General features: G+C 68.1%; 23 protein-coding genes. 13 read left to right on the top strand and 10 right to left on the bottom strand.

What is annotated here, in order from left to right; translation table 11 throughout:
* Positions 1-32 precede the first annotated feature (32 nt).
* The 5 genes from P8934_RS03665 to doeA form a co-directional block, all read right to left on the bottom strand.
* Entirely contained in the window at positions 33-1616 is a 1584-nt protein-coding gene (locus tag P8934_RS03665; protein WP_278032988.1) for a biotin carboxylase, read from the bottom strand.
* A gap of 45 nt (positions 1617-1661) precedes the next feature.
* Positions 1662-2531 (bottom strand): carbon-nitrogen hydrolase family protein, encoded by an 870-nt coding sequence (locus tag P8934_RS03660; RefSeq protein WP_278032987.1) that lies wholly within the window; start codon positions 2529-2531, stop codon positions 1662-1664.
* Between the two features lie 205 nt (positions 2532-2736).
* On the bottom strand, positions 2737-3210 hold the full coding sequence (locus P8934_RS03655; RefSeq protein WP_278032986.1) for an Lrp/AsnC family transcriptional regulator: 474 nt from the start codon (positions 3208-3210) through the stop codon (positions 2737-2739).
* 16 nt (positions 3211-3226) lie between these two features.
* The gene (doeB, locus tag P8934_RS03650) at positions 3227-4240 is read right to left on the bottom strand and encodes a N(2)-acetyl-L-2,4-diaminobutanoate deacetylase DoeB (RefSeq protein WP_278032985.1); all 1014 of its coding nucleotides are present in this window, start codon (positions 4238-4240) and stop codon (positions 3227-3229) included.
* A gap of 191 nt (positions 4241-4431) precedes the next feature.
* Positions 4432-5631 carry an ectoine hydrolase DoeA gene (doeA, locus tag P8934_RS03645; RefSeq protein ID WP_278032984.1) on the bottom strand — a complete coding sequence of 400 codons (1200 nt, stop codon included), beginning with the start codon at positions 5629-5631 and terminating at the stop codon, positions 4432-4434.
* A gap of 272 nt (positions 5632-5903) precedes the next feature.
* Here doeA and P8934_RS03640 point away from each other — a divergent pair, with 272 nt between their 5' ends.
* The 3 genes from P8934_RS03640 to P8934_RS03630 all read left to right on the top strand — a co-directional run bounded on the left by P8934_RS03640 (position 5904) and on the right by P8934_RS03630 (position 8840).
* On the top strand, positions 5904-6854 hold the full coding sequence (locus tag P8934_RS03640) for a glyoxylate/hydroxypyruvate reductase A (RefSeq protein WP_278032983.1): 951 nt from the start codon (positions 5904-5906) through the stop codon (positions 6852-6854).
* Between the two features lie 76 nt (positions 6855-6930).
* Positions 6931-7497, top strand: a complete 567-nt coding sequence (locus tag P8934_RS03635; RefSeq protein ID WP_278032982.1) for an isochorismatase family protein — start codon at positions 6931-6933, stop codon at positions 7495-7497.
* Positions 7494-8840, top strand: a complete 1347-nt coding sequence (locus P8934_RS03630; protein WP_278032981.1) for a nicotinate phosphoribosyltransferase — start codon at positions 7494-7496, stop codon at positions 8838-8840. The genes P8934_RS03635 and P8934_RS03630 overlap by 4 nt, the downstream gene beginning before the upstream one ends.
* A 125-nt stretch (positions 8841-8965) precedes the next feature.
* On the opposite strand, the gene yghU is transcribed toward P8934_RS03630, so the two are convergent.
* The 4 genes from yghU to P8934_RS03610 all read right to left on the bottom strand — a co-directional run bounded on the left by yghU (position 8966) and on the right by P8934_RS03610 (position 12044).
* Entirely contained in the window at positions 8966-9829 is an 864-nt protein-coding gene (gene yghU, locus P8934_RS03625) for a glutathione-dependent disulfide-bond oxidoreductase (RefSeq protein ID WP_278032980.1), read from the bottom strand.
* Between the two features lie 134 nt (positions 9830-9963).
* The gene (locus P8934_RS03620; protein ID WP_278032979.1) at positions 9964-10701 is read right to left on the bottom strand and encodes an SDR family oxidoreductase; all 738 of its coding nucleotides are present in this window, start codon (positions 10699-10701) and stop codon (positions 9964-9966) included.
* Between the two features lie 127 nt (positions 10702-10828).
* On the bottom strand, positions 10829-11431 hold the full coding sequence (locus P8934_RS03615; protein WP_278032978.1) for a TetR/AcrR family transcriptional regulator: 603 nt from the start codon (positions 11429-11431) through the stop codon (positions 10829-10831).
* 52 nt (positions 11432-11483) lie between these two features.
* A complete protein-coding gene (locus P8934_RS03610) occupies positions 11484-12044 on the bottom strand; it encodes a DJ-1/PfpI family protein (protein ID WP_278032977.1) in 561 nt (186 codons plus the stop codon).
* 168 nt (positions 12045-12212) lie between these two features.
* Here P8934_RS03610 and P8934_RS03605 point away from each other — a divergent pair, with 168 nt between their 5' ends.
* The 6 genes from P8934_RS03605 to betT all read left to right on the top strand — a co-directional run bounded on the left by P8934_RS03605 (position 12213) and on the right by betT (position 19212).
* Positions 12213-12896: a hypothetical protein gene (locus P8934_RS03605; RefSeq protein ID WP_278032976.1), complete on the top strand. Its 684-nt coding sequence runs from the start codon at positions 12213-12215 to the stop codon at positions 12894-12896.
* A 57-nt stretch (positions 12897-12953) separates the two neighbouring features.
* Positions 12954-13880, top strand: coding sequence for a lysine exporter LysO family protein (locus P8934_RS03600; protein ID WP_278032975.1), 927 nt, complete (start codon positions 12954-12956; stop codon positions 13878-13880).
* Positions 13881-14038: 158 nt separating this feature from the next.
* Positions 14039-15478, top strand: a complete 1440-nt coding sequence (locus P8934_RS03595; protein ID WP_278032974.1) for an ATP-binding protein — start codon at positions 14039-14041, stop codon at positions 15476-15478.
* Entirely contained in the window at positions 15475-16182 is a 708-nt protein-coding gene (locus P8934_RS03590; protein WP_278032973.1) for a response regulator, read from the top strand. Before P8934_RS03595 ends, P8934_RS03590 begins: the two co-directional genes overlap by 4 nt.
* Positions 16183-16294: 112 nt before the next feature.
* A complete protein-coding gene (locus P8934_RS03585; RefSeq protein WP_278032972.1) occupies positions 16295-16957 on the top strand; it encodes a hypothetical protein in 663 nt (220 codons plus the stop codon).
* Positions 16958-17160: 203 nt separating this feature from the next.
* A complete protein-coding gene (gene betT, locus P8934_RS03580) occupies positions 17161-19212 on the top strand; it encodes a choline BCCT transporter BetT (protein ID WP_278032971.1) in 2052 nt (683 codons plus the stop codon).
* Between the two features lie 141 nt (positions 19213-19353).
* Here the strand turns inward: betT and P8934_RS03575 are convergent, their stop codons facing one another.
* Complete coding sequence (locus P8934_RS03575) at positions 19354-20898, bottom strand: carbohydrate porin (protein WP_278032970.1); 1545 nt, start codon at positions 20896-20898, stop codon at positions 19354-19356.
* Between the two features lie 262 nt (positions 20899-21160).
* Here P8934_RS03575 and P8934_RS03570 point away from each other — a divergent pair, with 262 nt between their 5' ends.
* The 4 genes from P8934_RS03570 to P8934_RS03555 all read left to right on the top strand — a co-directional run bounded on the left by P8934_RS03570 (position 21161) and on the right by P8934_RS03555 (position 25297).
* Positions 21161-22021, top strand: a complete 861-nt coding sequence (locus P8934_RS03570; protein WP_278032969.1) for an aldo/keto reductase — start codon at positions 21161-21163, stop codon at positions 22019-22021.
* Positions 22022-22200: 179 nt separating this feature from the next.
* Positions 22201-23469 (top strand): ABC transporter substrate-binding protein, encoded by a 1269-nt coding sequence (locus P8934_RS03565; RefSeq protein ID WP_278032968.1) that lies wholly within the window; start codon positions 22201-22203, stop codon positions 23467-23469.
* Positions 23470-23483: 14 nt separating this feature from the next.
* Positions 23484-24458, top strand: a complete 975-nt coding sequence (locus tag P8934_RS03560; protein ID WP_278032967.1) for a sugar ABC transporter permease — start codon at positions 23484-23486, stop codon at positions 24456-24458.
* Positions 24455-25297, top strand: coding sequence for a carbohydrate ABC transporter permease (locus tag P8934_RS03555; RefSeq protein WP_106229696.1), 843 nt, complete (start codon positions 24455-24457; stop codon positions 25295-25297). Before P8934_RS03560 ends, P8934_RS03555 begins: the two co-directional genes overlap by 4 nt.
* Positions 25298-25304: the final 7 nt, after the last annotated feature.

The raw sequence follows: 25304 nt of genomic DNA, 5'->3' as shown, positions 1-25304 counted from the left end.
CTCCCGGGGCGAAAGGGAAACGGTCCCGGAGCTCACAGGATCTTGAAGTTGCCGCCGCCGACGGCATGGCTGACGGCCACCTCCTCCACCACTGGATCCTGCAGCGACTGGCCGGCGTACTGGCCACGGATGCCGTCGATCCACGCCTTGGCGCGCTCGTTGAGCTGGAAGTCGTCATCCATCAGCCGCCCGCGGGTGATCAGGATGCCCAGGTCCGCCCCCTCGTAGCGGAAGTCGCCCGCACCGCTGATGCGCAGGAAGAAGCCCTCGCTGTCGTTCTCGGCGGCATGGGGATGGTAGCTGTAGTGGTCGTAGCTGACGCTGCCGTCGCCGGCCATCTTCCACACCCCGGTGCGCGGCGCCTGCGTCAGCAGGTCGACGCTCTCGTCGGTATGCTTGATCACCAGCTGGCTCCAGCTGTCGACGCTGTCGGGGTGCGACCAGCGCTCGTTGATCTCGTTGATGTCGAGGTCGAAGTCGACGTCCGAGAACTCCAGCAGGTGGAAGAGGAACAGCGGGATGTCGGAGTGGGCGAAGGCCGCCACGTTGGTCAGCGAGCTGGCCCCCGTGACCCGCGGATTGAGCTCGCCCAGATAGACCTCGCCGTTGTCCATGTCGATCAGGAAGTCGAGCTCGAAGTAGCCGCGGTAGCCCTCCTCGCGCAGCGCCTCGCCGAACTTGAAGGTGTACTCCCGGGCCTTGTCGCGGATCTCCTGGGTGAAGGCGCCGGCGAACATCTCGTTGCCGCACCAGCCCCCCTTGTAGGGGGTCAGCGACTTGAAGCCGACGAGCTCGGTCATCAGCGGTCCCACCACGGTGCCACAGCGAGTGGCGCAGGCCTCGATGGCCGAGCCGCGACAGTTGATACGCTTCATGATCTTGACCTCGGACTCGGCCTCGATCTCTTCGGCGTGCTTGTAGTAGTCGTCCTCGCTGGCGATGAAGAAGGTGGTGTGGCCGGAGTCGCCGAAGGCGGTCTGCACCACCAGGTCATTGCCCAGGTCCTTGCTCACCTCGCAGAGTTCCTGGTAGCTGCCGACCCTGGCCAGCACGTTGGGCACGCTGGGCACCCCAGCCTTGTTGCCGATACGCACCGTCTCGATCTTGTTGTCCATGCGTTGACGCAGTGTCGCCGGCGGGAACGCCACCCGCAGCCCGAGCTGCTTGCAGACCTCCTCGGTATGCTCGTCGAACATCAGGAAGGCGGCCACGCCGGCATTCTCGCCATCTGCGCGCGACTGGATGAAATCGATCACCTCCTTGTGCTCGAGGAGATAGTTGTTGATGTCCTCGATGCTCTCGAAGTCGCGGGGGAACTTCTCCTTGGGAACGAAGACGTTGCGCTGCTGCCCCTCGAAGCAGTCGATGTAGTTGATATGGCGGAAGTTGCCCACCCAGTCACCGATTCCCAGCAAGTTGAAATTGGTGGCCGAGATGAAATAAATGGGCTCCTTGTTGTTGAGGAAGTGGCGGCGGACATCGGCAATGGTTGTTATTTTGCTCATCGTGGTCGCTCCATCGGTGACGGGGGAGGCGCCGGGCGCCTGGTGCGCGGCAGGGGCCGCCGGGGAATTGTGGAACAGGCGGCGCAGCAAACGAATCAGTGCCTCCAGCATGGGGTCTCCTCTTCACTGTTCACTGTACCGCCCGCGGGCGAGGGGTCAGTACTCCTCGATATCGGCACGTACCGGCTTCTGCAGCGGGCCAAGGGTATCGAGGAAAGGGGTCGAGCCGGTCTCGCTCCGGTACAGCGAAAAATCCACCTTGCGGTCGCGGAAGCTCTTCAACGGCTGGCCCAGACCACGCAGTCCCGCCTCGCGTTCACGGCGCACCCTCGTCATGTCGATCTCGATCGGCATGATCTCCTCACCGATACCCGCCTGGTGGATGACGTCGCCGGAGGGTCCCACCACGATGGAGCGACCGTTGCCCAGGGCCCCGGCACCGTTGATGTCGAAGAAGTAGCACTGGTTGACCGCGGCGTTGGTGCGCGCCATCGACAGTTCGATATCACGGTCGATGGTATCGGTCATGGTCGGGTGCAGGATCACCTCGGCGCCCATGGCGGCCAGGGTGCGGGTAGTCTCGGGGAACCACATGTCGTAGCAGATCGACACTCCGAAGCGACCGACATTGGGCACGTCAAAGACCACGAACTCGCTGCCACTCTCGACCCCTATCTCGTAGGGACGGAAAGGGAACAGCTTGCGGAAACGGTTAACCACCTGCCCGTGGGGGTTGATGACCGAAAGGGTGTTGTAGATGCCGTCCTCGGCCTGCTCGAACATCGAGCCGGGGATCAGCCAGATGCGATGCTGTTCGGCGATCTGGCAGAACAGGGCCTCGGCGCTGCTGGGCATCGGCTGGGCGTGGTGCGTCGATGCCCCCATGGGCATCAGCTCGCTGAACAGGACCATCTGCACCTGGGGGAAACGGCTCATCAGCACGTCGATCCGGTGGCGCATGGCCTCGGTGTTGTCACCATGGTGGTGGGCATGCATCTGCACGCCGGCGATCGTGAAATAGGACATTGGAATCTCTCTGCGTCAGGCGATCTCGGAAACTTCCAGGGCGCTGTCGAACACTGACCGGCACCATCGGGAGCATGCCGGCGGGATCGCCCGGCCGGGTGAGCCTCGGCCCACCCACCTGTCACCAGCTTATGCCACAAGGGCCGCGGTGACATCAACGCTGAAATTTCGCTGAATCGAAAAGCAGGGCAAATCGGAAAGGGGATCAGGCCAGGTCGTCGGGCGAGAAGCCCGGCGCGGGGCGCTTGACGGTCTTGGTGACGATATAGGTGAAGTAGCGCTCGATGCCGGCCTCCCCGGTCAGCCAGGCATCCATCAGTCGCTGGTAGGCGTCGATGGAGTCGGTCTCGAACTTGATCAGGTAGTCGACGCCACCACCCACGGCCACGCACTCGGTGACCTCGGGGGTGGCGTGGACCAGGGCCTCGAAGCGGGCGAAGCTCTCGGCGTTGTGGGCCTTGAGCTCGACCTGCACCCATACCGGCGTGCGCTTGACCAGCGCCGCGGCATTGATGCGGGCGCTATAGCCCTCGATGATGCCGGCCTTCTCGAGGCGGCGAACCCGCTCCCAGCAGGGGCTGACCGAGAGGTTGATCGCCTCGGCCAGCTTCGACTTGGTGATGCGGCCGTCCCGGGAGAGGATCTCGAGGATCTTCAGGTCATAGCGGTCGAGTTTCATCGGTGTCCCGGCATCCTCAGCCCAGCGAGTCGACGACGTCGGCGATCACCGCGATGGTGTCGCCCATGTTGACCAGCGCCGGATGGCGCCGTGCCGCCAGCACGCCGCTGCGCCCGGCCCGATACGCCACCGGCGCAGTGCCGCTGCGCGTCATGTCGTAGACCCGGGCCACCACCTCGCCCTTCTCGACTCGCTCGCCCAGGGCGACGCAGAGCTCCAGCACGCCACTGTGTTCGCTCTGCACGTAGCAGCTGGCATCGGGCATGTCGAGGTAGACCTGGGGGGCGTCGGGCATCTCCACCTCGCCGGCCACCAGGCCATAGTGGATCAGGAAGTTGCGCACACCGCGCTCGGTGATCGCCATGGTCTCGGGGGTGGAGGTGCCGCCCCCGCCGAGCTCGGTGGCCACGAAGACCTTGCCCTGGCTCTCCACCGCGGTGTCGAACAGCGCCGCCGCGTCGAGCTCGAACATCATCATGGCGTAGGGGGCACCGAAGGCCTTGGCGCCCTCCAGCGCCTGGCGCTGCTGCTCGGCATCCTCCAGCACGTGGGAGGCGCCGAAGGGGATGATGTCCAGAGTGCGCCCGCCGGAGTGCAGGTCGAGGACCACGTCGCACATCGGCACCATCACCCGGGTGAAGTAGTCGGCGATCTTCTCGGTCACGCTGCCGTCGGGGTCGCCGGGAAAGCTGCGGTTGAGGTTGCCACCGTCAAGCCCGGAGGTGCGCTTGCCGGCCATCACCGCCGGCTGGTTCATGCAGGGCACGATGATCACCCGGCCGGTGACCTCCTCGGCACGCAGTTCGCTCGCGAGCTTGAGCAGCGAGGTGATGCCCTCGTACTCGTCGCCGTGGTTGCCGCCGGTCAGCAGCGCCGTGGGGCCCTCACCGTTCTTGACCACGGTGACGGGGATCATCACCGCCCCCCAGGCCGACTCGTCCACGGAGATCGGCAGCTTGAGGAAGCCGTGCTGGACGCCGTCGGCGTCGAAGTCGACGGTGGCGCTGATAGGGCTGGGACGCTTGGTCATGTCAGGGAACTCCTTGTTCTGTGTTTGCCGACAAACGCTCGGGGCTGTTCCGGCGATAGGCCTTCAGGCGGGGCCGGCCATCCGGAGGCGCTGTGAACCCATCCCTGGGCGCTACCGATGCCATCCATGGCATAGGACCTCCCTTCCGGCCTATCCCCGGCGCCCCTCGCTGTGGCCGTTGCCGCTTTCTCTCAGCGCACGAAGAGTTGGCGCGGGAAGTCGGCCAGGGTCTCGCAGCCGGTCTCGGTGATCAGGATGCTCTCGGTGATCTCCAGGCCCCAGTCGTCCTCCCACAGGCCCGGCATGAAGTGGAAGGTCATGCCGGGCTGCAGGATGGTCTCATCGGAGGGGCGCAGGCTCATGGTGCGCTCGCCCCAGTCCGGGGGATAGCTGATGCCGATGGGATAGCCGCAGCGCGCGCCGCCGCGGTCGAAGCCGTACTTGTCCATGGCCGCACCCAGCGCCATGGCGATGTCCGCGGTGCGGTTGCCGGGCTTGGCCACTGCCAGGCCATTCTCGATGCCCTCGAGCAGAGCCGATTCGGCTCGCACGAACTCCTGGGGCGGTCTGCCGAGGAAGACCGTCCGCGACATCGGCGCATGGTAGCGCTTGAAGACCCCGGCGATCTCGAAGAAGGTGCCCTCGCCCTCGCGGAACGGCGTGTCGTCCCAGGTCAGGTGCGGGGCGGCGGCGTCACTGCCGGTAGGCAGCATGGGCACGATGGCGGGATAGTCGCCGCCGTAGATCTTGCCCTGCGCGTCCCGCCAGCCCTCGATGCCGACGCGATAGATCTCCGAGACCAGCTTGCTCTTGGGCAGGCCCGGCTCGATCACCTCGAGGATCCGCGTATGCATGCCCTCGACGATCTTCGCCGCCACGCGCATGTACTCGATCTCCTGGGGCGACTTGACCGCACGGCACCAGTTGACCAGTGAGTTGGCGTCCATGAAGCGCGCGTGGGGCAGCTCGCGCAGCAGGCACTGGTAGGCCTTGGCCGAGAAGTAGTAGTTGTCCATCTCCATGCCCACCACGCCCTCGTGCCAGCCGCGGTCGGGCAGGATGGTCTGGGCGAGATAGTCCATGGGATGCATGTCCGGATTCTGCACGTAGTAATCCGGGTAGTAGGTGATGTTGTCCGGGTCGATCCAGCAGGTCCGCAGGGCGCCATTGGCGTCCATCCGTCGGCCGTACCACACCGGCTCGCCTTCCAGGCCCACGAGCACGCACTGGTGCACGTAGAAGGACCAGCCATCGTAGCCGGTCAGCCAGGCCATGTTCGAGGGGTCACTGACGATCAGCACGTCGATACCACGGCTGGCCATCTCGGCACGCACCTTCCACAGGCGGGTCGCGTACTCCTCACGAGTGAAGGGCAGGGAAACCTGGATCATGAAGCCACTCGCCATCGCATCATCAAGAAAATCGGCCCTCTCTGCCGCGAGAAGGCCGGGCCGGGGGCCGGATCACTGACACGGGGCCGGGCCGCATCAGGGGGTGCGGCGGGCATTCCGGACAGCCGCTCGGTTCCCTCGGGTGGAGGTTACTGCCAACCCATGGTGGGCGGTCAAGCATTTCCTGATGCTCTGTCACGAATGCCCTGTCACGCTTGTTCACGGCCCGCCACGCTCCCATGATGGAAGGAAAGATCGCCGATGGAGGAAGCATGAAGGTCCTGGTCCATATCGATGACGCCGAGCAGTGGCGGGACGCCCTGGCCGAGCGTCTGCCGGATGCCGAGGTATTCACCAGCAGCGCCCCGGCCGAGAAGCGCCGCGAGGCGGACTACCTGGCGGCGTGGAAGCCCTCCGCCGAGCTGCTCGGCGAGCCCGAACGGCTCAAGGGCATCGTCAACCTCGGCGCCGGGGTCGACGCCCTGCTGGGCAACCCGGGGCTTCCCGAGGGCGTACCCATCGTCAAGCTGCGCGATGCCGGCATGGCCGAGCTGATCGGCGACTATGTGCGCTACGGCATCCTGCACTTCCAGCGTGACTTCGACCGCTACCGCCGCCAGCAGGCGCGCCACGAGTGGCACGAGCGGGCGGTAGTCGACAAGGCCGACTGGCCGGTGGGCGTGCTGGGACTCGGCGCCATCGGGGCGAAGGTCGCCGCCATGGTCGCCGCCGACGGCTTCCCGGTGCATGGCTGGAGCCGCTCGCCCAAGTCGCTCGACGGCATCACCTGCCACCATGGCGAGGCGGGGCTCGATGCGTTGCTTGGCCGGGTCAGGAGCCTGGTACTGCTGCTGCCGGACACTCCCGCGACCCGCCATGTCATCGACGCGGCCGCCCTGGCGAGGCTCCCCGAGGGCGCCACCCTGATCAATCCGGGGCGCGGGACGCTGATCGACGAGGCCGCCCTGCTCGACGCGCTCGGTCCAGATAGCGAGGGCGAGGGGGAGACGGAGGGTCGGCTGCGCGGGGCGCTGCTCGACGCCTTCCCCACGGAGCCGCTGCCCGGCGAAAGCCCGCTCTGGTCGCATCCGCGGGTCTGGGTCACTCCCCACATGGCCGGTCCCACCCCCCTCAGGGCGGCCCTGGACCAGGTGGCCGAGGCCCTGCGCGCCTTCGAGGCCGGCGAGCCCCTCGACACCGTCGACCCCGCGGCCGGTTATTGAGCCCTCCCCCTACAACTGGTACCGGGAAGGCCTTACGCTGGAAGAAGACACCCAACGACCTCCCGGGAGGTGCGTGATGACCATGAAAGTTGACTACGGCTCCCACGACGCGCTGCTCGTCGTGGACATGCAGAACGACTTCTGCGAGGGCGGCGCCCTGGCCGTCGCGGGCGGCGCGGCCCTGGTGCCGGGCATCAACGCCGAGATCGAGGCGGCCCGGGCGGCCGGTGCCCTGGTGGTCGCCTCACGGGACTGGCACCCCGTCGACCACGTGAGCTTCTCGCATCGCGGCGGTCCCTGGCCGGTGCACTGCGTGCAGGACACCCCCGGCGCCGCCTTCCACCCCGACCTGGCACTGCCTGAAGACGCCATCCTCGTCAGCAAGGCCACCGCCTTCGATGCCGATGCCTACTCCGCCTTCGATGGCACCGGACTCGGCGGCTACCTGCAGGAGAAGGGCATCGAGCGGGTGATCGTCTGCGGCCTGGCGCTGGATGTCTGTGTGCATGCCACGGTACTGGCCGCCAGTCGGGAGGGCTTTACCACCCTGCTGCTGGAGGCGCTATCCGCCGCGGTCGACCCGGATGCCATCGAGGCGTGCCACCGTGACTTCGAGGAAGCCGGTATCGAGGTGCGCCCATGAGCGAGCCGATTCCCCTGCAGGTCGAGGATGGCGAGCTGGCCCTGCTCACCGACCTCTACCAGCTGACCATGACCCAGGCCTACTGGAAGGAATCGATGCAGGAGCGGGCCACCTTCAGCCTCTTCTTCCGCAAGATGCCCCCCGCCCGCCGCTTCATGCTGGCCTGCGGGCAGCAGCATGCCGCGGCCCTGCTCAGCCGGCTGCGCTTCGGCGACACGGCCCTCGAGCGCCTGGCCGGCACCGGCCTGTTCGACCCGGGCTTCCTCGACTGGCTGGGCGACTGGCGCTTCGAGGGCGACATCTGGACCCTTCCCGAGGGCACTCCGGTGTTTGCCAACGAGCCGCTGCTGGAAGTGGACGCGCCCATCGCCCAGGCGCAGCTGCTCGAGAGCCTGGTGATGAACCTGGTGCAGCTGGAAACGGTGCTCGCCTCCAAGGCGGTGCGCATCGTGATGGCCGCCCGCGGCCGCCCGGTGGTGGATTTCGGGATGCGCCGCATGCACGGCGTGGACGCCGCGGTGCGGGGAGTCCGGGCGTACCGCAGCGCGGGGCTGGCCGGGACCAGCAACGTGCTCGGCGGCCTGCGCCACGACCTGGCGATCAATGGCACCATGGCCCACAGCTATATCCTGGCCCACGACGACGAGCAGGAAGCCTTCCGTGCCTTCGCCCGCCACTATCCCGGCACCACCCTGCTGGTGGACACTCATGACACCCTGGAAGGGGTGCGCAAGGTGATCGAGATCATGCGCGAGGAGCCCGAGGTCGGCGTCAAGGCCATCCGGCTCGACTCCGGCGACCTGGGCGAACTGGCGAAGGGCGCACGCGCGCTGCTCGACGAGGCCGGACACCAGGAGATCACCATCGTCGCCAGCAGCGGCCTCGACGAGCACCAGATCGCGGCGCTGCTCGAGGACGGTGCGCCCATCGATGCCTTCGGCGTCGGCACCCAGATGGGCGTCTCGGCGGATGCGCCGGTGATCGACCTCTCCTACAAGCTCGTGGAGTACGCCGGCACCCCGCGGGTCAAGCACTCGCCGGGCAAGATCAACCTGCCCTGCCGCAAGCAGCTCTATCGCCGCCAGGACGACCGGGGCCGCTTCGTCGGCGACGTCATCGCCCTGCGTGACGAGACCATCGACGCCGGCGAGCCGCTGCTGCGCCAGCTGGTCCGGGCGGGGCGACTGGACGAGGAGGAGATGGCCCGGGCCGATGAGGCCCGCGAGCGGGTCGCCGACGCCCTCGAGCGCTTCCCCGAGGACGTCAGGCGGCTCGCGGAGGGCGAGAGCGACTACCCGGTGACGCTCAGCCCCGAACTCGAACGCCTGCAGTCCAGCTCCTGAAGCGCCCCACCTTCGCCGGGGCCGGCAGACCGGAACACTGCCCGACAAGGGAATGAGGAAGGGGCACATCGCCTGCGATGTGCCCCCCCCTTGCGTCGTGTCACCAGGTCTCGCCGGTGGCACCGTCACATCTTGTCTTGGGTCCGGGTCTCGAAGTCGCTGGCCGAGTGGCGCTCGTGCAACTGCTCGGAGCGCTCCCCCCAGGTGCGGTTGACCATGCGACCGCGCTTGACCGCCGGCCGCTCGGCGATACGCCTCGCCCAGCGCTGCACGTTGGGGTACTCGTCGACGGCCAGGAACTCACCCGCATCATAGAGCAGCCCCTGGACCAGCAGGCCATACCAGGGATAGATGGCGATGTCGGCGATGGTGTAGTCGTCGCCGGCGACAAAGGCACGCTCAGCCAGCTGGCGGTCGAGCACGTCGAGCTGCCGCTTGGTCTCCATGGTGTAGCGGTCAATGGGGTACTCGAGCGGCTCCGGCGCATAGGCGTAGAAGTGGCCGAACCCGCCACCGACGAAGGGGGCGGCACCCATCTGCCAGAACAGCCAGTTGAGGGTCTCGGTCCGCCCGGCATGATCCTCGGGCAGCAAGGCACCGAACCTCTCGGCCAGGTAGAGCAGGATCGCCCCCGACTCGAACACCCGGGTCGGCGGCTGGGTCTTGTGGTCCATCAGCGCCGGGATCTTGGAGTTGGGGTTGACCCCAACGAAGCCGCTGGAGAACTGCTCGCCCTCGCCGATGCGGATCGGCCAGGCGTCGTACTCGGCGCCCTCGTGTCCCAGCGCCAGCAGCTCCTCGAGCATGATGGTCGCCTTCACGCCGTTGGGCGTGGCCAGGGAGTAGAGCTGCAGCGGATGCCTGCCGACCGGCAGCTCCCTGTCGTGGGTCGGCCCGGCCACGGGGCGGTTGATGCTGGCGAACTGGCCGCCGCTCTCGCGCTCCCATTGCCAGACGCGTGGTGGCTGATAGGCGGTATCGTTACTCATGGGCAAGCTCCTGTGCCGAATGGCAGTCGGGTGTCCATTGCGCATGCCCGGCGAGGTCCTCGCCGGGCATGCGTGGTGGCGGGCCGTGCAGGTGCCAAGGCCCGCCAACGGGCATTGCCGCGAAGGACTTCGCCTTACAGCGGCTGCTTGGTCGGGCGAATGATCAGTTCGTTGACGTCGACGTCCGCCGGCTGCTCGATGGCATAGGCGATCGCCCGGGCGATGGCAGCGGCATCGATGGCCATCTCGTAGAGCTCATCCACGCCCTTGGCGGTGTCGGGGTCGCTGATGGTGGTGGTCAGCTCGGTGGCCACCGCCCCCGGGGAGATGTTGGTGGAGCGGATCTCCTCGCCGCCCTCTTGGCGAATGCCCTCGGAGAGTGCCTTGACCGCATACTTGGTGGCGCAGTAGACCGCCGCGGAGGGGAAGACCACGTGGCCGGCCACCGAGGAGAGGTTGATGATATGGCCGGCATGCTGCTCGCGCATGGTCGGCAGCACCGCGGCGATGCCGTAGAGCACGCCCTTGATGTTGACGTCGACCATCTGCTCCCACTCGTCGACCTTGAGCTGGTCAAGCGGCGACAGCGGCATCAGGCCGGCGTTGTTGACCAGCACGTCGATGCGGCCGTAGGCCTCCTTGGCGGCGGTGGCCAGGGCCTCGACCTGGTCGCGGTCGGTCACGTCGGTGACGCGATAGATGGCCTCGCCCCCCTGCTCGACGATGGCGTCGCGCAGCGCCGCGAGACGCTCCTCGCGACGGGCGCCGAGCACCAGCTTGGCGCCGGCCTTGGCCAGGCGGTGGGCGGTGGCTTCGCCGAGGCCGCTGCTGGCCCCGGTAATGATGACGACCTTGCCATTGATCTCGGACATGGGCTCTTCTCCTTGGGAATACATCAGGGTGTCGATTTCCGGCCAGCTCGGCCGGGCTAGCCTTTATAGACCAGTCTACTAGTAACGGAACGCACGCCACCGGACAAGGCTGGCTCTCGGTCGGGGATCAGCTCGCCACGGGCAGCTCGCCGGACAGCACCTGGCGGAAGAGGATCGCCTCGAAGCACTCCATGGGGGCCAGGGACTTGACGGTCTTGGCACGCAGGATGGCACCCTCCCAGCCGGCCATGATGAAGCCCGCCAGCGCCTCCGTGTCGAGGTCTTCCGGCACCTCGCCGGCACTGCGGGCCTCCTCGAGGCAGGCCACCAGCCGGCGCTCCCAGGCGCGGAACACCTGGTCGAGGCGGGCACGGAAGACCTCGCTGCGCGCCGAGAGCTCCTGGCCCAGGTTGCCGATCAGGCAGCCGCGGGCATGATCGCAGGAGAGCATGTCCGCCTTGCCGGCAGCGAAGTAGCGGCGCAGGCGCTCCAGCGGGGAGGCGTCACTGGCCTCGAAGATCGCCGTCAGCCGGGCGTCGTACTGCTCGGCGAAGGCGTCGATCACGGCCAGGCCGAAATCCTCCTTGCTCGAGAAGTAGTGATAGAAGGACCCCTTGGGGACCCCGGCCCGGCTGAGCACCGCATTGATGCCGGTGGCGTTGAAGCCCTGCTCGGCAATCAGGTCGGCGCCGATCTCGATCAGCTTGTCGCGGGTGGCGTGCGTCTTCATGCCGGCAAGATTAGACCAGTCGTCTAGCTGCGTCAAACCCTACCGGCAAGCATCAGTCGAGCATGGCGGCAAAGCGCTTGAGCCACGCCGGGTGGGCCGGCCAGGCAGGCGCCGTGACCAGCTTGCCGCTGGCCACCGCCTGGTCGACCTCGATCTCGGCATAGTCGCCGCCGGCCAGGCGCACTTCCGGGGCACAGGCCGGATAGGCCGAGACCCGATGTCCCTCGAGGGAGACGGCCGCCGCAAGCAGCTGGGCACCGTGACAGATGGCGGCCACCGGCTTGTCATGGTCGAAGAAGTGCCGGACCATCTCCAGCACCCGCTCGTCGAGGCGCAGGTACTCCGGCGCGCGCCCGCCGGGGACGACGAGGCCGTCGTAGTCGGCGACCTCCACCTCGGCGAAGGTGGCATTCAGGGTAAAGTCGTGCCCGGGCTTCTCGGAGTAGGTCTGGTCACCCTCGAAGTCGTGGATGGCGGTGCGGATCTTGTCGCCCTCGCGCTTGTCGGGGCACACCGCATCGACCACGTGCCCCATGGCCTGCAGGGCCTGGAAGGGCACCATGATCTCGTAGTCCTCGACATAGTCACCGGCGATCAGCAAGAGTCTGGCCATGGGAGTCTCCTCGGTGGTGTGGCGGCGACGGTGGAGTCGCCCTGCAAGGGCAGCCTAGCAGCCCCTCAGAGGGGCCGCCGGGGAAATGCGCAGGGAGCGTGCAGGCGGGAACCCCCGGGCCCGCGGGGACTCTCACCCCTGCCCCATCGACGGCCATGGAGTCCTCGCATGCCCGCACCGCTGCGCCGTTGCGCCGCCCTCGCCCTGCTCCTGCTGCTGGTCGCCGGCAGCGCCCTCGCCGCCGAGCCGCGCCCCTTCGATGCCCGCTACCGCCTCGAGGTGGCCGGCTGGCCGAGCACCACCGTCGAGCACCGCCTGAGTCGTGACGGGACGCACTGGCAGAGCGACATGCGAGCCGCCATCGCGGTGGCCCGGGGCCACGAGCGCAGCCGGTTCATCGCCGGCGAGGCCATCCGCTCGCTGCACTATGACAGCGGCTACAGCCTGCTGGGCATCGGCAAGGCGTATGAGCTGGACAGGGAGGCCCTGGCCCGGCTGCCCGACCGCCAGACCGCCCTGTTCGAGCTCTCCCGGCGCGCCGTGGCCGACGACTGCGACCCGACCTGCCGGCTGCGCTACCTCGACCATCGCGGCCGCGAGGAGCGGGTCGACTACCGCCGGCTGGACCGCCGCACGCTCGAGCTGCCCGCCGGACGCTTCGAGGCGGTCAGGGTGGAGGTCACCGAGCCGGACGACCCCGATCGCCGCATGGTCTTCAGCTTCCACCCCGGTGTGCCGGGCCTGCTGCTGGCCATGGAGTACCACCACGACGGCGAGCGGCGCAGCCGGCTCGCCCTCACCGACCTGACCCTCGCCGCCGCCGGACTCGCTTCCTCCCCGAAGGGAAATTGACTAGAGTGGGCGGCTTTCGGTCGCCGCCGGCGACCCCTGGACGGGAAGGGAGTCTCGATGCTGAGCGGTCTGGTGATCGTGCTGTTGCCGCTGGTGCTGGGTTACCTCGTGCCGGTGCGGGATGCCCGGCTGATGGCGCTGATCAACCGCGGCGTGAACGCCTCGATCTACGTGATCCTGCTGCTGATGGGGATGAGCCTGGCGGGACTGGACAACCTGGCCGGCCAGCTCTCGCGCCTGGGCGGGCAGGCCCTGCTGCTGTTCGCGGTGATCTCGGTCTGCAACCTGGCGGCCCTCTGGTGGCTGTCGCGCCGGCTGGGCCTCACCGCCGACCCCTCGAGGGCGGTGGCGGGGGCGCCTACCAGCAAGTGGGCCGCCATGGCCGGATCGCTGGCGCTGGTGGCGGTGGTGGTGGCCGGCGTGGTGCTCGGCCTGCTGCTGGAGTGGCTCACCGGCAGCGGCCTGTTCGCCACGGCCGAGACCCTGGCCGAAGGGGTGCTCTACCTCCTGCTGGCGCTGATCGGATGCCAGCTGCGCAACTCCGGCATGCCGCTGCGCCAGATCGTGCTCAACCGATTCGGCCTGGCCATCGCCCTGACCCTGGCCGCCAGCTCGCTGGTCGGCGGCCTGCTGGCGGCGCCGCTGCTGGACCTGGCCTGGAACGAGGGGCTGGCGCTGGCCGCCGGCTTCGGCTGGTACTCGCTCTCCGGCATCCTGGTCGGCGACCAGCTGGGCCCGCTGATGGGCGGGGTCGCCTTCTTCAACGACCTGGCCCGGGAACTGCTCGCCTTCGTGCTGATCCCGCTGCTGATCCGCGGCCATGCCGCCCTGGCCATCGGCTATGGCGGCGCCACCTCCATGGACTTCACCCTGCCGGTGATCCAGCAGCACGGCGGTGTGGCCTGCGTGCCGGTGGCCGTGGTCTCGGGCTTTCTCCTCTCGCTGCTCTCGCCACCGCTGATCCTCTTCCTGCTCTCGCTGTGACCGACTCGCGCCGTGGCCGCCGCCCTTGCCGGCGGGGACGGCATGGGCGAGGCTGACCGCAAGCTGCACATTGCCTGCACAGAACCTGACCGATGGCTGCACGCCGAGCGGCGAGAATGCACCACGCCCTCGCCGCCCCTCGCTCCCGGAGCCCGCCCATGCGCTCGCCACGTCTCCCCCGTCCGGCCGTCTCGCGACTCGGCGTCAAGCTGTTCGCGATCATCCTGGTGGTCAACGTGGCCATCTCCGGACTGGTGTTCCTGGCGGTCTCACGCAGCCTCGACCAGGGCTTCATCGAGTACCTGGACCAGACCCAGACCCGTCGCGCCGAGACCTTGGCCGAGGGGCTCGCCGAGGAGTGGGCAGGCCGCGGCGACTGGCAGTGGCTGCGCCAGTCGCCCGGCGCCTGGCACCGCCTGGTGCGCCGCCAGCTGTGGCCCGGCGACACCCCGCCGCCGGAGGGCATCGAGCGGCGCCTCGGGGATCCCAAGGACTTCGTGCTCCACGACGCGGCCGGGCTGCCGGTGATCGGCCTGCCCCCGGACAGCGACCAGGAGGCGGCGGAGCTGCGCTGGCTGCCCATCGAGAGCGGCGGCGAGCGGGTCGGCATGCTCGGCTACCGCCCGCCCCAGCAGCTGATGGCGCGCATGGACCGCATCTTCCTCTCCCGCCAGCAGCGCAACCTCGGCATCATCGTCGCCGCCCTGGGCCTGGCCTCGCTGCTGCTGGCCGGCGGCCTCTCCTGGTGGCTGGGGCGGCGCACCCGCGGCATGGCCCGGGCCACGCGGCGCCTCACCGAGGGCGACTACAGCACGCGCCTGGCGGAGCGCGGTCGCGACGAGCTGTCGAGCCTCGCCCACGACTTCAACGTGCTCGCCGCCACCCTTGAGGCCAGTCGCGAGGCACGCAACCGCTGGGTCTCCGATATCGCCCACGAGCTGCGCACGCCGCTGGCCGTGCTGCGTGGCGAGATCGAGGCCATGCAGGACGGCATCCGCTCCCTGGACCAGGACAACCTGCACTCGCTGGCCCAGGAGGTGGGCCAGCTGGAGCGCCTGGTGGCCGACCTGCGCCTGCTCTCCCAGAGCGATGCCGGCGCCCTGGAGGTCCAGCTGGCGCCCCTGGACCTGGCGGAGAGCCTCGCCTCGCGCCTCGACGAGGCCGGCGGCTGGCTGGGCGACAGCGGCATCCAGCTGGAGCACGAGATCGAGGGGCCGGGGTGGATCCGCGGTGACACCCAGCGGCTGCGCCAGCTGTGGAACAACCTGATCGACAACACCTGCGCCTATACCACGGCCCCGGGGCGGCTGCGGGTGCGCCTCTCCGCCCACCAGGGGCAGGTGCGGGTGACCTGGGAGGACAGCGCCCCCGGCGTGCCCGAGGCCGAACTGCCGCGGCTCACCGAGCGGCTCTACCGGGTCGAAGGGTCGCGCAGCCGCGCCAGTGGCGGCAGCGGCCTGGGGCTGTCGATCGCCACCGCCCTGGCCCGCGCCCACGGCGCGCGCATGGAGGCCTCCCCCTCGCCACTCGGCGGGTTATGCTGGACGCTGACCTTTCCCGCCATCGAGGACCACCAGCTCAGGGAGGACGCCGCATGAGCACCCCGGACACCGAACAGGACCTGGTCCTGATCGTCGAGGACGAACCCAAGATCGCCCGCCTGGTCGCCGACTACCTGCAGGGCAGCGGCTTCACCAGCCACCACCTGGCCCACGGCGATGCCGTGCTGCCCTGGCTGGAGGCCCGCAGCACACGCCCCGAGCTGGTGCTGCTCGACCTGATGCTGCCCGGCACCGACGGCCTGACCCTGTGCCGGGAGATCCGCCAGCGCTGGCCGGCGGTGGCGATCATCATGCTCACCGCCCGGGTCGAGGAGGTCGACCGCCTGCTGGGCCTGGAACTGGGCGCCGACGACTACATCTGCAAGCCCTTCAGCCCCCGCGAGGTGGTGGCGCGGGCCAGGGCCGTGCTGCGCCGCAGCCGGGCTGCCACCTCGCCGGCCCCCGAAGGCAGTGACCTGGTCCTCGACGAGGAGGGCTGGCGGGCCCTGGCCGACGGCCACGACCTGGGCCTCACCGCGGTGGAGTTCCAGCTGCTCAAGGTGATGATGCACTCCCCCGGGCGCATCTTTACCCGCGAGCAGCTGATGGACCACATGTACCGAGACCACCGCATCGTCTCCGAGCGCACCGTCGACAGCCACATCAAGAAGCTGCGCCGCAAGATCGCCGAGACCTGGCCCGAGCGCGAGGTGATCCGCTCGGTCTACGGCGTCGGCTACAAGTACCAGCCGGAGGAGTGAGCCCCCGGCAGATGCACGACCTTTGCACCCTCGCTGCATGCCGCTTGCACCCCCGGCGACGAGACTGGCAGCGTCAACCCGAGGCCCGACGCGGCCCCCAAGGAGAACCGCCATGACACGCTCACTCACCCGCACCCTGCTGGCTCCCGCCCTGCTCGCCGTCGCCATCGCCCCCCTGGCGCTCTCCGCCAGCGCCCCCCCCGGTGGCGAGGGCAGGCAGCAGGGCTGGAGCGAGGAACATCGCCAGCAGCACGAGCAACGCCGCCAGGCCCTCTTCGAGCGGGCCGGCATCGACGAGGAGACTCGCCAGGCCCTGGAGGAGGCCCGCCGCGAGCACCGCGAGGCGGTCCGCGAACTGCGCGAGGAACACCGCCAGCGCATGGACGAGATCCTCGGCGAGGAGCAGCGCGAGGCACTCGAGGCCGCGCGTCAGGAAATGCGCGAGGAGCAGCGCGCCGAGCGCCGTGAGGCCATGCAACAGCGCCTGACCGAGCTGGTCGACAGCTGGGAGCTCTCCGACGAGGAGCGCGAGGCGTTGCGCGAGGCCCGCGAGGCGATCTACGCCGACATGCAGGCGCTGCGCGAGCGCGACTTCGACTCCCGCCAGGAGCGTCGCGAAGCCATGCGTGACCTGCGCGAGGAGCACCAGGAGACGCTCGCCGAGATCCTCAGCGACGAGCAGATCGAGGAGATGCGGTCGGTGCTCTCCCGCCATGGCCGCCAGGACAAGGGCGGCGATGGAGACAAGGACAAGGGCAACGGCGCCGCCGACTGACGCCTGCTCCTCCTATACCCCCGCTTCCCCCGTTTCGCCCGGCCTCGTGCCGGGCGTTTTCGTTCGAGCCTGGACGTTCGAGCCTCGACTTTCGCTCCGTGAGGTTCATGCCCTGAAGGTCATGTCTTGAAGTTCCCTGGCGGGGGCTGTATTTTATTTGAACGTTCATTCAATAAAAGAATCCCCCGAAAGAGGAGCCCCGCATGTCGCATGTCCCCTCCCTCCCCGACCGACGAGACCGGCTGAACCGCGTCGTCTTCCATGGCAGCGTGGCCGGCATCCTGATCTTCCTGGTGCTGACCATGCTGTTCACTGAGCGGGCCGGCGCCTTCTTCGATGCCGGCCTGGCCTGGGTCAGCGAGACCTTCGGCTGGTACTACATGCTCGCCGCGGTGGTCTACCTGGTCTTCGTCGTCGTCATCGGCGCTTCCCGGGTGGGCAACATCCGCCTGGGCCCCGACCACGCCAGGCCGGAGTTCTCGCTGCTCTCCTGGGCCTCGATGCTGTTCGCGGCCGGCATCGGCATCGACCTGCTGTTCTTCTGCGTGGCCGAGCCGCTCGCCCACTACCTGGCGCCGCCGGATCTCGACCCCGAAAGCGCGGCGGCGATGCGTGCCGCCGTCCCCCAGACCTTCCTGCACTGGGGGCTGACCGGCTGGGGCATGTACGTGCTGATGGGCATGGCGCTGGCCTACTTCAGCTACCGCCACCGCCTGCCGCTGGCGATCCGCAGCGCCCTCTACCCGCTGCTCGGCCAGCGCATCCACGGCCCCATCGGCCACGCCGTGGACATCACCGCGGTCATCTCCACGGTGTTCGGCATCGCCACCAGCCTCGGCATCGGGGTGATGCAGCTCAACTACGGGCTGACCTACATGTTCGACGTCCCGGAGAGCCTCTCCGTGCAGGTGGTGCTGATCGCCCTGGTGGTGGTGCTCGCGACCATCTCGGTGGTCAGTGGCGTGGAGAAGGGCATTCGCCGCCTCTCCGAGTTCAACATGCTGCTGGCCGCCGCCCTGCTGCTGTTCGTGCTCTTCCAGGGCGACACCCTGCGCCTGCTCGATGCCCTGGTGCTCAATGCCGGGGACTATCTGGGCGGCTTCGTCGGCGCGAGCTTCGATACCTATGCCTTCGCCGGCGAGGAGGCCCAGCAGTGGAAGGGCTGGTGGACCATCTTCTTCTGGGGCTGGTGGATCGCCTGGACGCCCTTCGTCGGCCTCTTCCTGGCCCGCATCTCCCGCGGGCGCACCATCCGCGAGTTCGTCACCGGGGCGCTGCTGATCCCGCTGGGCTTCATGATGGCCTGGATGTCGATCTTCGGTAACAGCGGCATCGACCTGGTGGCCAACCAGGGGCTGGTCGAGCTCGGCGAGCAGGCGCTGAACACCCCCCAGACCACGATCTACACCCTGCTCGAACAGTACCCCTACATCGGTCTCACCGCCTCGGTGGTGACCGTGCTTGGCATCGTCTTCTTCATCACCTCGGCGGACTCCGGCGCCCTGGTGCTGGCCAACTTCACCTCGATCCTGTCCGACGTGAACCACGATGCCCCGATCCGCCTGCGCATCTTCTGGTCGGTGGTCATCGGCCTGATCACCATCGCCCTGCTGATGGCCGGCGGGCTCAATGCCCTGCAGAGCGCCGTGGTGATCACCGCCCTGCCCTTCTCACTGGTGATCTTCGCCATCATGGCCGGCATGTCCCAGGCCCTGAAGCTCGAGAGCAGCAAGGCCGACGCCCGCCGCCAGGTCAGCGGCACCGCGCCGGGGGGCGACTGGCGGGAGCGCCTCGACCGCGCCCTGGACACCTCGAACCGGGCCGGGGCGGCCGCGACCGTCGAGCACGCCATCCGCCCGGCCCTGGCCCAGTTCGCCAGCGAGCTGGAGAGCCGGGGGCAACGGGCCTCGGTGAGCGAGGAGCACCTCGAGGACGAGCCCCTGCCGCGCCTGACCCTGCAGGTGGACTTCGACCAGGCCCAGAGCTTCGTCTACCAGGTGTGCGCCAACCGCCTGCGCACGCCGAGCTTCCTGCCGGTGGACGACGACTACTATGTGCGTCTCGACGTCCACCTGGCCGAGGGCGGCACCGGACAGGACCTCAACGGCTATACCCGCGGCCAGGTGATCGGCGACGTGCTCTCCGAGTACGAGCGCCACCTGCATTTCCTGGCGCTGTCGGATGCCGCCGGCAGCGGCGTGCAGGCCATGCCCGGCGCCACGGGCGAACCGCCCGCCAGCGCCTCGCCGGCCTGACGACGACCGCCAGCAACCGACAACGGCGACGCCAGTGGCGTCGCCGTTGTCGTTTCCGGCCGACGAAAAAGCCCGCGGCCATCACGCCACGGGCAAGCATCGAAACAGCAGACAGGGCCCGGCCGGCGCCGGGCCGTGTCATCAGAACCAGACTTCGGTCTGCACGCCGAAGGTCCACTGGCTGCCGGTAAACTCGTCGCTGCCGAAGGCATCGTCGGCGCTGTAGTCATTCAGCTCCTCGTCCCAGTCGCTCCAGCTGGCGAACAGACGGATCTCCGGCCGCTGCCAGAAGCCGCCCACCTGGGGCTTGAAGGTCGGGGCGATGGTGAACTTGGTGTAGCCCCCCTCGACGGCAGTGCGACCGTCAAAGCCCTGGGGATCGAGGTCCATCCACTGGTAGCTGGCCTCGTACTGCATCTCGAAGTTCTGGGTCAGCTCATTGGCCAGGCGCACGTTGAGGGTCGCCCAGTCGTACTGGTCGCCGTCGACATAGCGGTCCTCGCTGGTCTCGGCGAGAAGCGCCGGGGCCACGCGCCACTTGGGGGCCACATAGGTGGTGCCGTAGAGGCCGACGCGGGTCGCGGTGGCATCATCGGTCAGATTGCCATCGGAGCCGAGCCCTTTCACCTCGGCCCCCAGGCCCTGGCCATGCAGCACGGCGGCCTTGAAGTTGCCCTCGCCCAGGCCGAAGAAGCTGTCGCCATGGTAGGCCACCATGGTATGGAAGCCGGAGTCTGCACCTGCTTCACCGGTGCTGATCACGGTTTCATTGTCGTCCAAACGCAAGTCGTTAAGCCGTTCGTCGTTATCGGCGGCGGACATGCCGCTCACCATCCACTGCCAGTTACCGAAATAATTGTTGGAGGTCAGGATCAGGTTATCGGTATCGCCGCTGTCATCCCCTGGCGACTCGCGTGTCACGGGGAAGTCGCTGAAGCTGCGGCCGTAGAGCGAGACGTTGGACGTCCAGCTGTCGGCCAGCTGCATGTCGTAGATCCCCGCGCCGGTACCGGAGAGGAAGATGAAGTCGGTATCGAGCCAGTGGATATCGAAGTTGTCGCGGTCGAAGCGCTTGCCGGCCCAGATCGAGGCGTTCTCGAAGGCGCCGGTGAAGCTCGGCAGGTCGCTGAATTCGGCATAGACCTGGCGCACGTTGAGGTTGGACTCGTCGGCGGTCCAGTCGTTGCTGGTGGTGGTACCGTCGGCGATCATGGTGCGGTAATGGGCCTTGGCACCGTTGTCGAAGCGCATCTTGTAGTTGAAGATCGCCTCGGCGTAGGTGTCCGGCTCGTTGCCCAGGCGTCCCACGGCCCCACCCCGGGAGCCGGCCGGGGTAACGTAGGGGCCGCCCTCGGCGCTCTTGCCATCCTCGCCGATCAGCAGTCCCGAGCGGGCGTAGACGTTGAAGGAGAAGCCCTCCTCGCCGCTGGCCTGGCGCTCGACCCTGGCCAGGCGCTCCTCGACCTCGTCCGGTGACAGGCGCCCCTCGGCCTGCTGCTCGGCCAGGTCGGCGCGCTGTTCGGCGGCATCGGCCCGCTGCTCGGCGGCGGCGATGCGCGCTTCCAGCTCGGCGAGGCGTTGCTCGAGATCACTGGACTGGGCATTGGCGTTGCCGGCCAGGGTGAGGCCGGCGGCGGCGATGGCGATGGCGATGGCGAGGGGCTTCTTGAGCGTGACAGTGTGCATTGTCGTTCTCGTCCTTTGTTGTTGTCGTGACGGGTGGTCATCACGAAGGGTGGGGAGTCCCCCGGGGCCGAGGCGTCACCCCGGCACGAGATACGTCTCGAAACTTAATCGATTAAGATCCTGACCACAAAAAGACTTTTGGAATATTACGACCAATGTCTAAGAAATAAGCAGGAACTCGGCACTCTTGCGGTAATAAAACTACAAATCGATCCTCCCCATGACATACCCTGCCCCCTCGACACCATGACGAGGACATACGATGACGCCCGGACACCCTTCCCCCTCCCTGATGCTCGGCATGATGCGCCTCCATGAGCGCCCCGAACTGCAGGCGCCCGAGCGGCTGGCCGACTGGCTCGAGGCGCGCCTAGACCAGGGGCTCGACTGGTTCGACCATGCCGACATCTATGGCGGCAACGGCCACAACGAGCGCCTGTTCGGCGAGGCCCTGCGCCGCCGGCCGGGCCTCGCCGCCCGGGTGAGGGTGGTCACCAAGGCCGGCATCCTGATGGCACCCGGCGACACCAAGCACTACGACAGCTCGCCGGTGTGGCTTGCCGGCGCCATCGACCGGGCCCTGGGGCGACTCGGGGTCGAGCGGCTGGACCTCTTCCTGATCCACCGCCCCGACCCGCTGATGGAGGCCGAGGCCACCGCCAGGGTGCTGGACGATGCCGTCCGGGCCGGCAAGGTCGCCGCGCTGGGGGTCTCCAACTTCCTGCCCGAGCAGTGGCGCCGCCTCCAGGCCGCGCTATCACATCCGCTGACCCACCACCAGCTGCAGCTCTCCCTCACCCAACCGGCACCGCTGTTCGACGGCCAGTTCGATGCCCTGCGCCGCGACGGCCTGTCGCCCCTGGCCTGGTCACCCCTGGATGGCGGCACCCTGTTCCAGGGCGCCGCCGGCCAGGCCCTGGCGCGTCTCGCCGCCCACCATGGCGTCAGCCCCGCCGGCGTTGCCCTGGCCTGGCTGCGCCGCCTGCCGGGTTCGCCGGTGCCGGTGATCGGCACCCTCGACCCGGCACGGATCACGACCCTTCGCGACGAGGCCCGGCTCTCCCTGTCGCGCCGGGAGTGGTACGCCCTGCTGGAGGCGGCCCGCGGCCATGAGGTCGCCTGACCGTCAGGCAGGCTGCGACCAAAGTCGTGGTTGAACTCCGGCGTGAGCGGCGGCTAACTGTGCCGGACACGATCTTAATCGTTTAAGTCGTGAGGGAGCGAACGGCTGGAGGGTGACACATCGCCACCGGTCCTCCCTCCCCTGAGCCAGCGACAACAACAAGCGACGAGGAAGCCAGCATGTTCAAGAAGACCCTGATCTCCGCCATCGCCCTGGCCGGCGCCGCCGCCGGCAGCAGCCAGGCCCAGGCGGCGGACCTGACCATCTCCTGTGGTGCCGTCGGCGCCGAGCTCACCCTGTGCGAGGAGGGCGTCGCCCAGTGGGAGGAGCAGACCGGCCACGAGGTGGACATCGTCTCCACCCCCAACTCCTCCACCGAGCGCCTGTCGCTCTACCAGCAGATCCTCTCCGCCCAGTCCAGCGACATCGACGTGATGCAGATCGACGTGGTGTGGCCGGGCCTGCTGGCCAACCACCTGCTCGACCTCGGCGAGGCCCTTGGCGAGGACGTGGCCTCCGGCCACTTCGAGACCATCGTCGCCAACAACACCATCGATGATCGCCTGGTGGCGATGCCCTGGTTCACCGATGCCGGGGTGCTCTACTACCGCAAGGACCTGCTCGAGGCGCATGGCGTCGAGGCCCCGGAGACCTGGGAGGAGCTGACCGAGATCGCCACCGAGATCCAGGCCGCCGAGCGCGAGGCCGGCAATGACCGGATGTGGGGCTATGTCTTCCAGGGCCGTGCCTACGAGGGGCTGACCTGCAACGCCCTGGAGTGGATCGCCAGCTACGGCGGCGGCACCATCGTCGATGCCGAGGGCGAGATCACCATCGATAACGCGCAGGCCGCCGAGGCGCTGGACCTCGCCGCCAGCTGGATCGGCAACATCTCGCCGAAAGGTGTGCTCAACTACACCGAGGAGGAGGCCCGCGGCATCTTCCAAAGCGGCAATGCGGTGTTCATGCGCAACTGGCCCTATGCCTGGTCCCTGGCCCAGAGCGAGGACAGCAACGTGCGCGACAAGGTCGGCGTGGTCAAGCTGCCCAGCGCCGAGGGCCAGGAGAGTGCCGCCACCCTGGGCGGCTGGAACCTCGCCGTGTCCCGCTACACCGAGAACCCCGAGCTCGCCGCCGACCTGGTGGCCTTCCTGACCGGCGAGGCCGAGCAGAAGCGCCGCGCCATCGAGGGCGCCTACAACCCCACCCTGGCCGCTCTCTACGAGGACGAGGAGGTGCTCGCCGCCGTGCCCTTCTTCGGCACCCTCTACGACACCTTCACCAACGCCGTGGCACGCCCCTCCGCTCCCACCGGCGACAACTACGGCCGGGTGAGCAACAGCTTCTTCAACGCCGTGCACCAGGTGCTCTCCGGTGACCAGAGCGGCGCCGAGGCCGTCTCCCAGGTGGACAGCGAACTCTCCCGCATCAAGCGTCGCCGCTGGTAACCCAGGAGGTCCCCATGTCGACTCCCGTAACCAAACGCGCCCCCCAGGTGGGGCGCTCCTCAGCGGCCGGCTATCGCGGCACCAAGGTGCGCCGCCAGCGGGTCCGCGCCGCCTGGCTGTTCCTTGCGCCCATGCTGGTGGCGCTGGCGCTGGTCGCCGGCTGGCCGCTGCTGCGCACCTTCTACTTCAGCTTCACCGATGCCTCGCTGTCGGATACCGCCGGCGCCGCCTTCATCGGCATCGAGAACTACCTGGTCTTCGAGGATGGCGCCTGGTACGGCCTGCTCACCGACCCGGTGTGGTGGACCTCGGTGTGGAACACCCTCTACTTCAGCGTGGTCTCGGTGTCGCTGGAGGTGGTGTTCGGCATCATCGTCGCGCTGCTGCTCAACGCCGAGTTCAAGGGCCGCATGCTGGTACGCGCCGCGGTGCTGATCCCCTGGGCCATCCCCACCATCGTCTCGGCCAAGATGTGGGCCTGGATGCTCAACGACCAGTTCGGGATCATCAACCACCTGCTGATGGCGGCCGGCATCATCGACGCGCCCATCGCCTGGACCGCCAGCGCCAGCTACTCCATGTGGGCGGTGATCATGGTCGACGTCTGGAAGACCATTCCCTTCGTCGCGCTGCTGGTGCTCGCCGCCCTGCAGATGCTGCCCAAGGACTGCTACGAGGCCGCCGAGGTCGACGGCATCCACCCGGTCAAGGTGTTCTTCCGCGTGACCCTGCCGCTGATCACCCCGGCCCTGCTGGTGGCGGTGATCTTCCGCCTGCTCGATGCCCTGCGGGTGTTCGACGTGATCTACGTGCTGACCTCCAACTCCACCAGCACCATGACCATGTCGATCTACGCCCGCCAGCAGCTGGTCGAGTTCCAGGACGTCGGCTACGGCAGCGCCGCCTCGACGATGCTGTTCCTGATCATCGCCCTGGCCGTGGTGATCTACCTCTACCTGGGCCGCCGCCAACTGGGAGTCGACCAATGAACCAGTATCAGCTGACCAAGCTCGCCAAGCGGGTCGGGTTCTATGCCCTGATCGCCGTGGTGATGGTCTACGCGATCTTTCCCTTCTACTACGCGGTGATCACCTCGCTGAAGCCCTCCAGCGACCTGTTCCGGGTCGACTTCTGGCTATCGACGGTGGACTTCGGCAACTACGTGCAGATCTTCACCCAGAAGAGCTTCGTGCGCGCCATCTTCAACTCGATCATCGTCTCGCTCTCCGTGGTCTTCATCGCCCTGCTGCTCGGCATCACCGCCTCCTATGCGCTGGGCCGGGTGCGCTTCCGCGGCCGTACCACGGTGATGCTGGTGATCCTCGGGGTCTCCATGTTCCCCCAGGTGGCGGTGCTCTCCGGGCTCTTCGAGGTGATCCGCGGGCTCGGCCTCTACAACAACCCGGCCGGCCTGATCCTGAGCTACACCATCTTCACCCTGCCCTTCACCGTCTGGGTGCTGACCACCTTCATGAAGCAGCTGCCCATGGAGCTGGAAGAGGCGGCGATCATGGACGGCGCCACCCCCTGGGTGACCATCACCAAGGTGTTCCTGCCGCTGATGTGGCCGGCCATGGCAACCACCGGGCTGCTCGCCTTCATCGCCGCCTGGAACGAGTTCCTCTTCGCGCTGACCTTCACCCTCACCGACGACCAGCGCACCGTGCCGGTGGCGATCGCCCTGATCTCCGGCGGCAGCCAGCACGAGCTGCCCTGGGGGCCGATCATGGCCGCCTCGGTGACCGTCACCGTGCCGCTGGTGATCCTGGTGATGATCTTCCAGAAACGCATCGTCTCCGGCCTCACCGCCGGTGCCGTCAAAGGATGAACCGACA

The sequence above is a fragment of the Halomonas sp. CKK8 genome (assembly GCF_029625235.1).
In the GTDB taxonomy this organism is placed as follows: Bacteria; Pseudomonadota; Gammaproteobacteria; order Pseudomonadales; family Halomonadaceae; genus Halomonas; species Halomonas ventosae.
The sequence above is the reverse complement of the archived record's forward strand: the minus strand, read 5'-3'. Positions and strand labels throughout refer to the sequence as shown.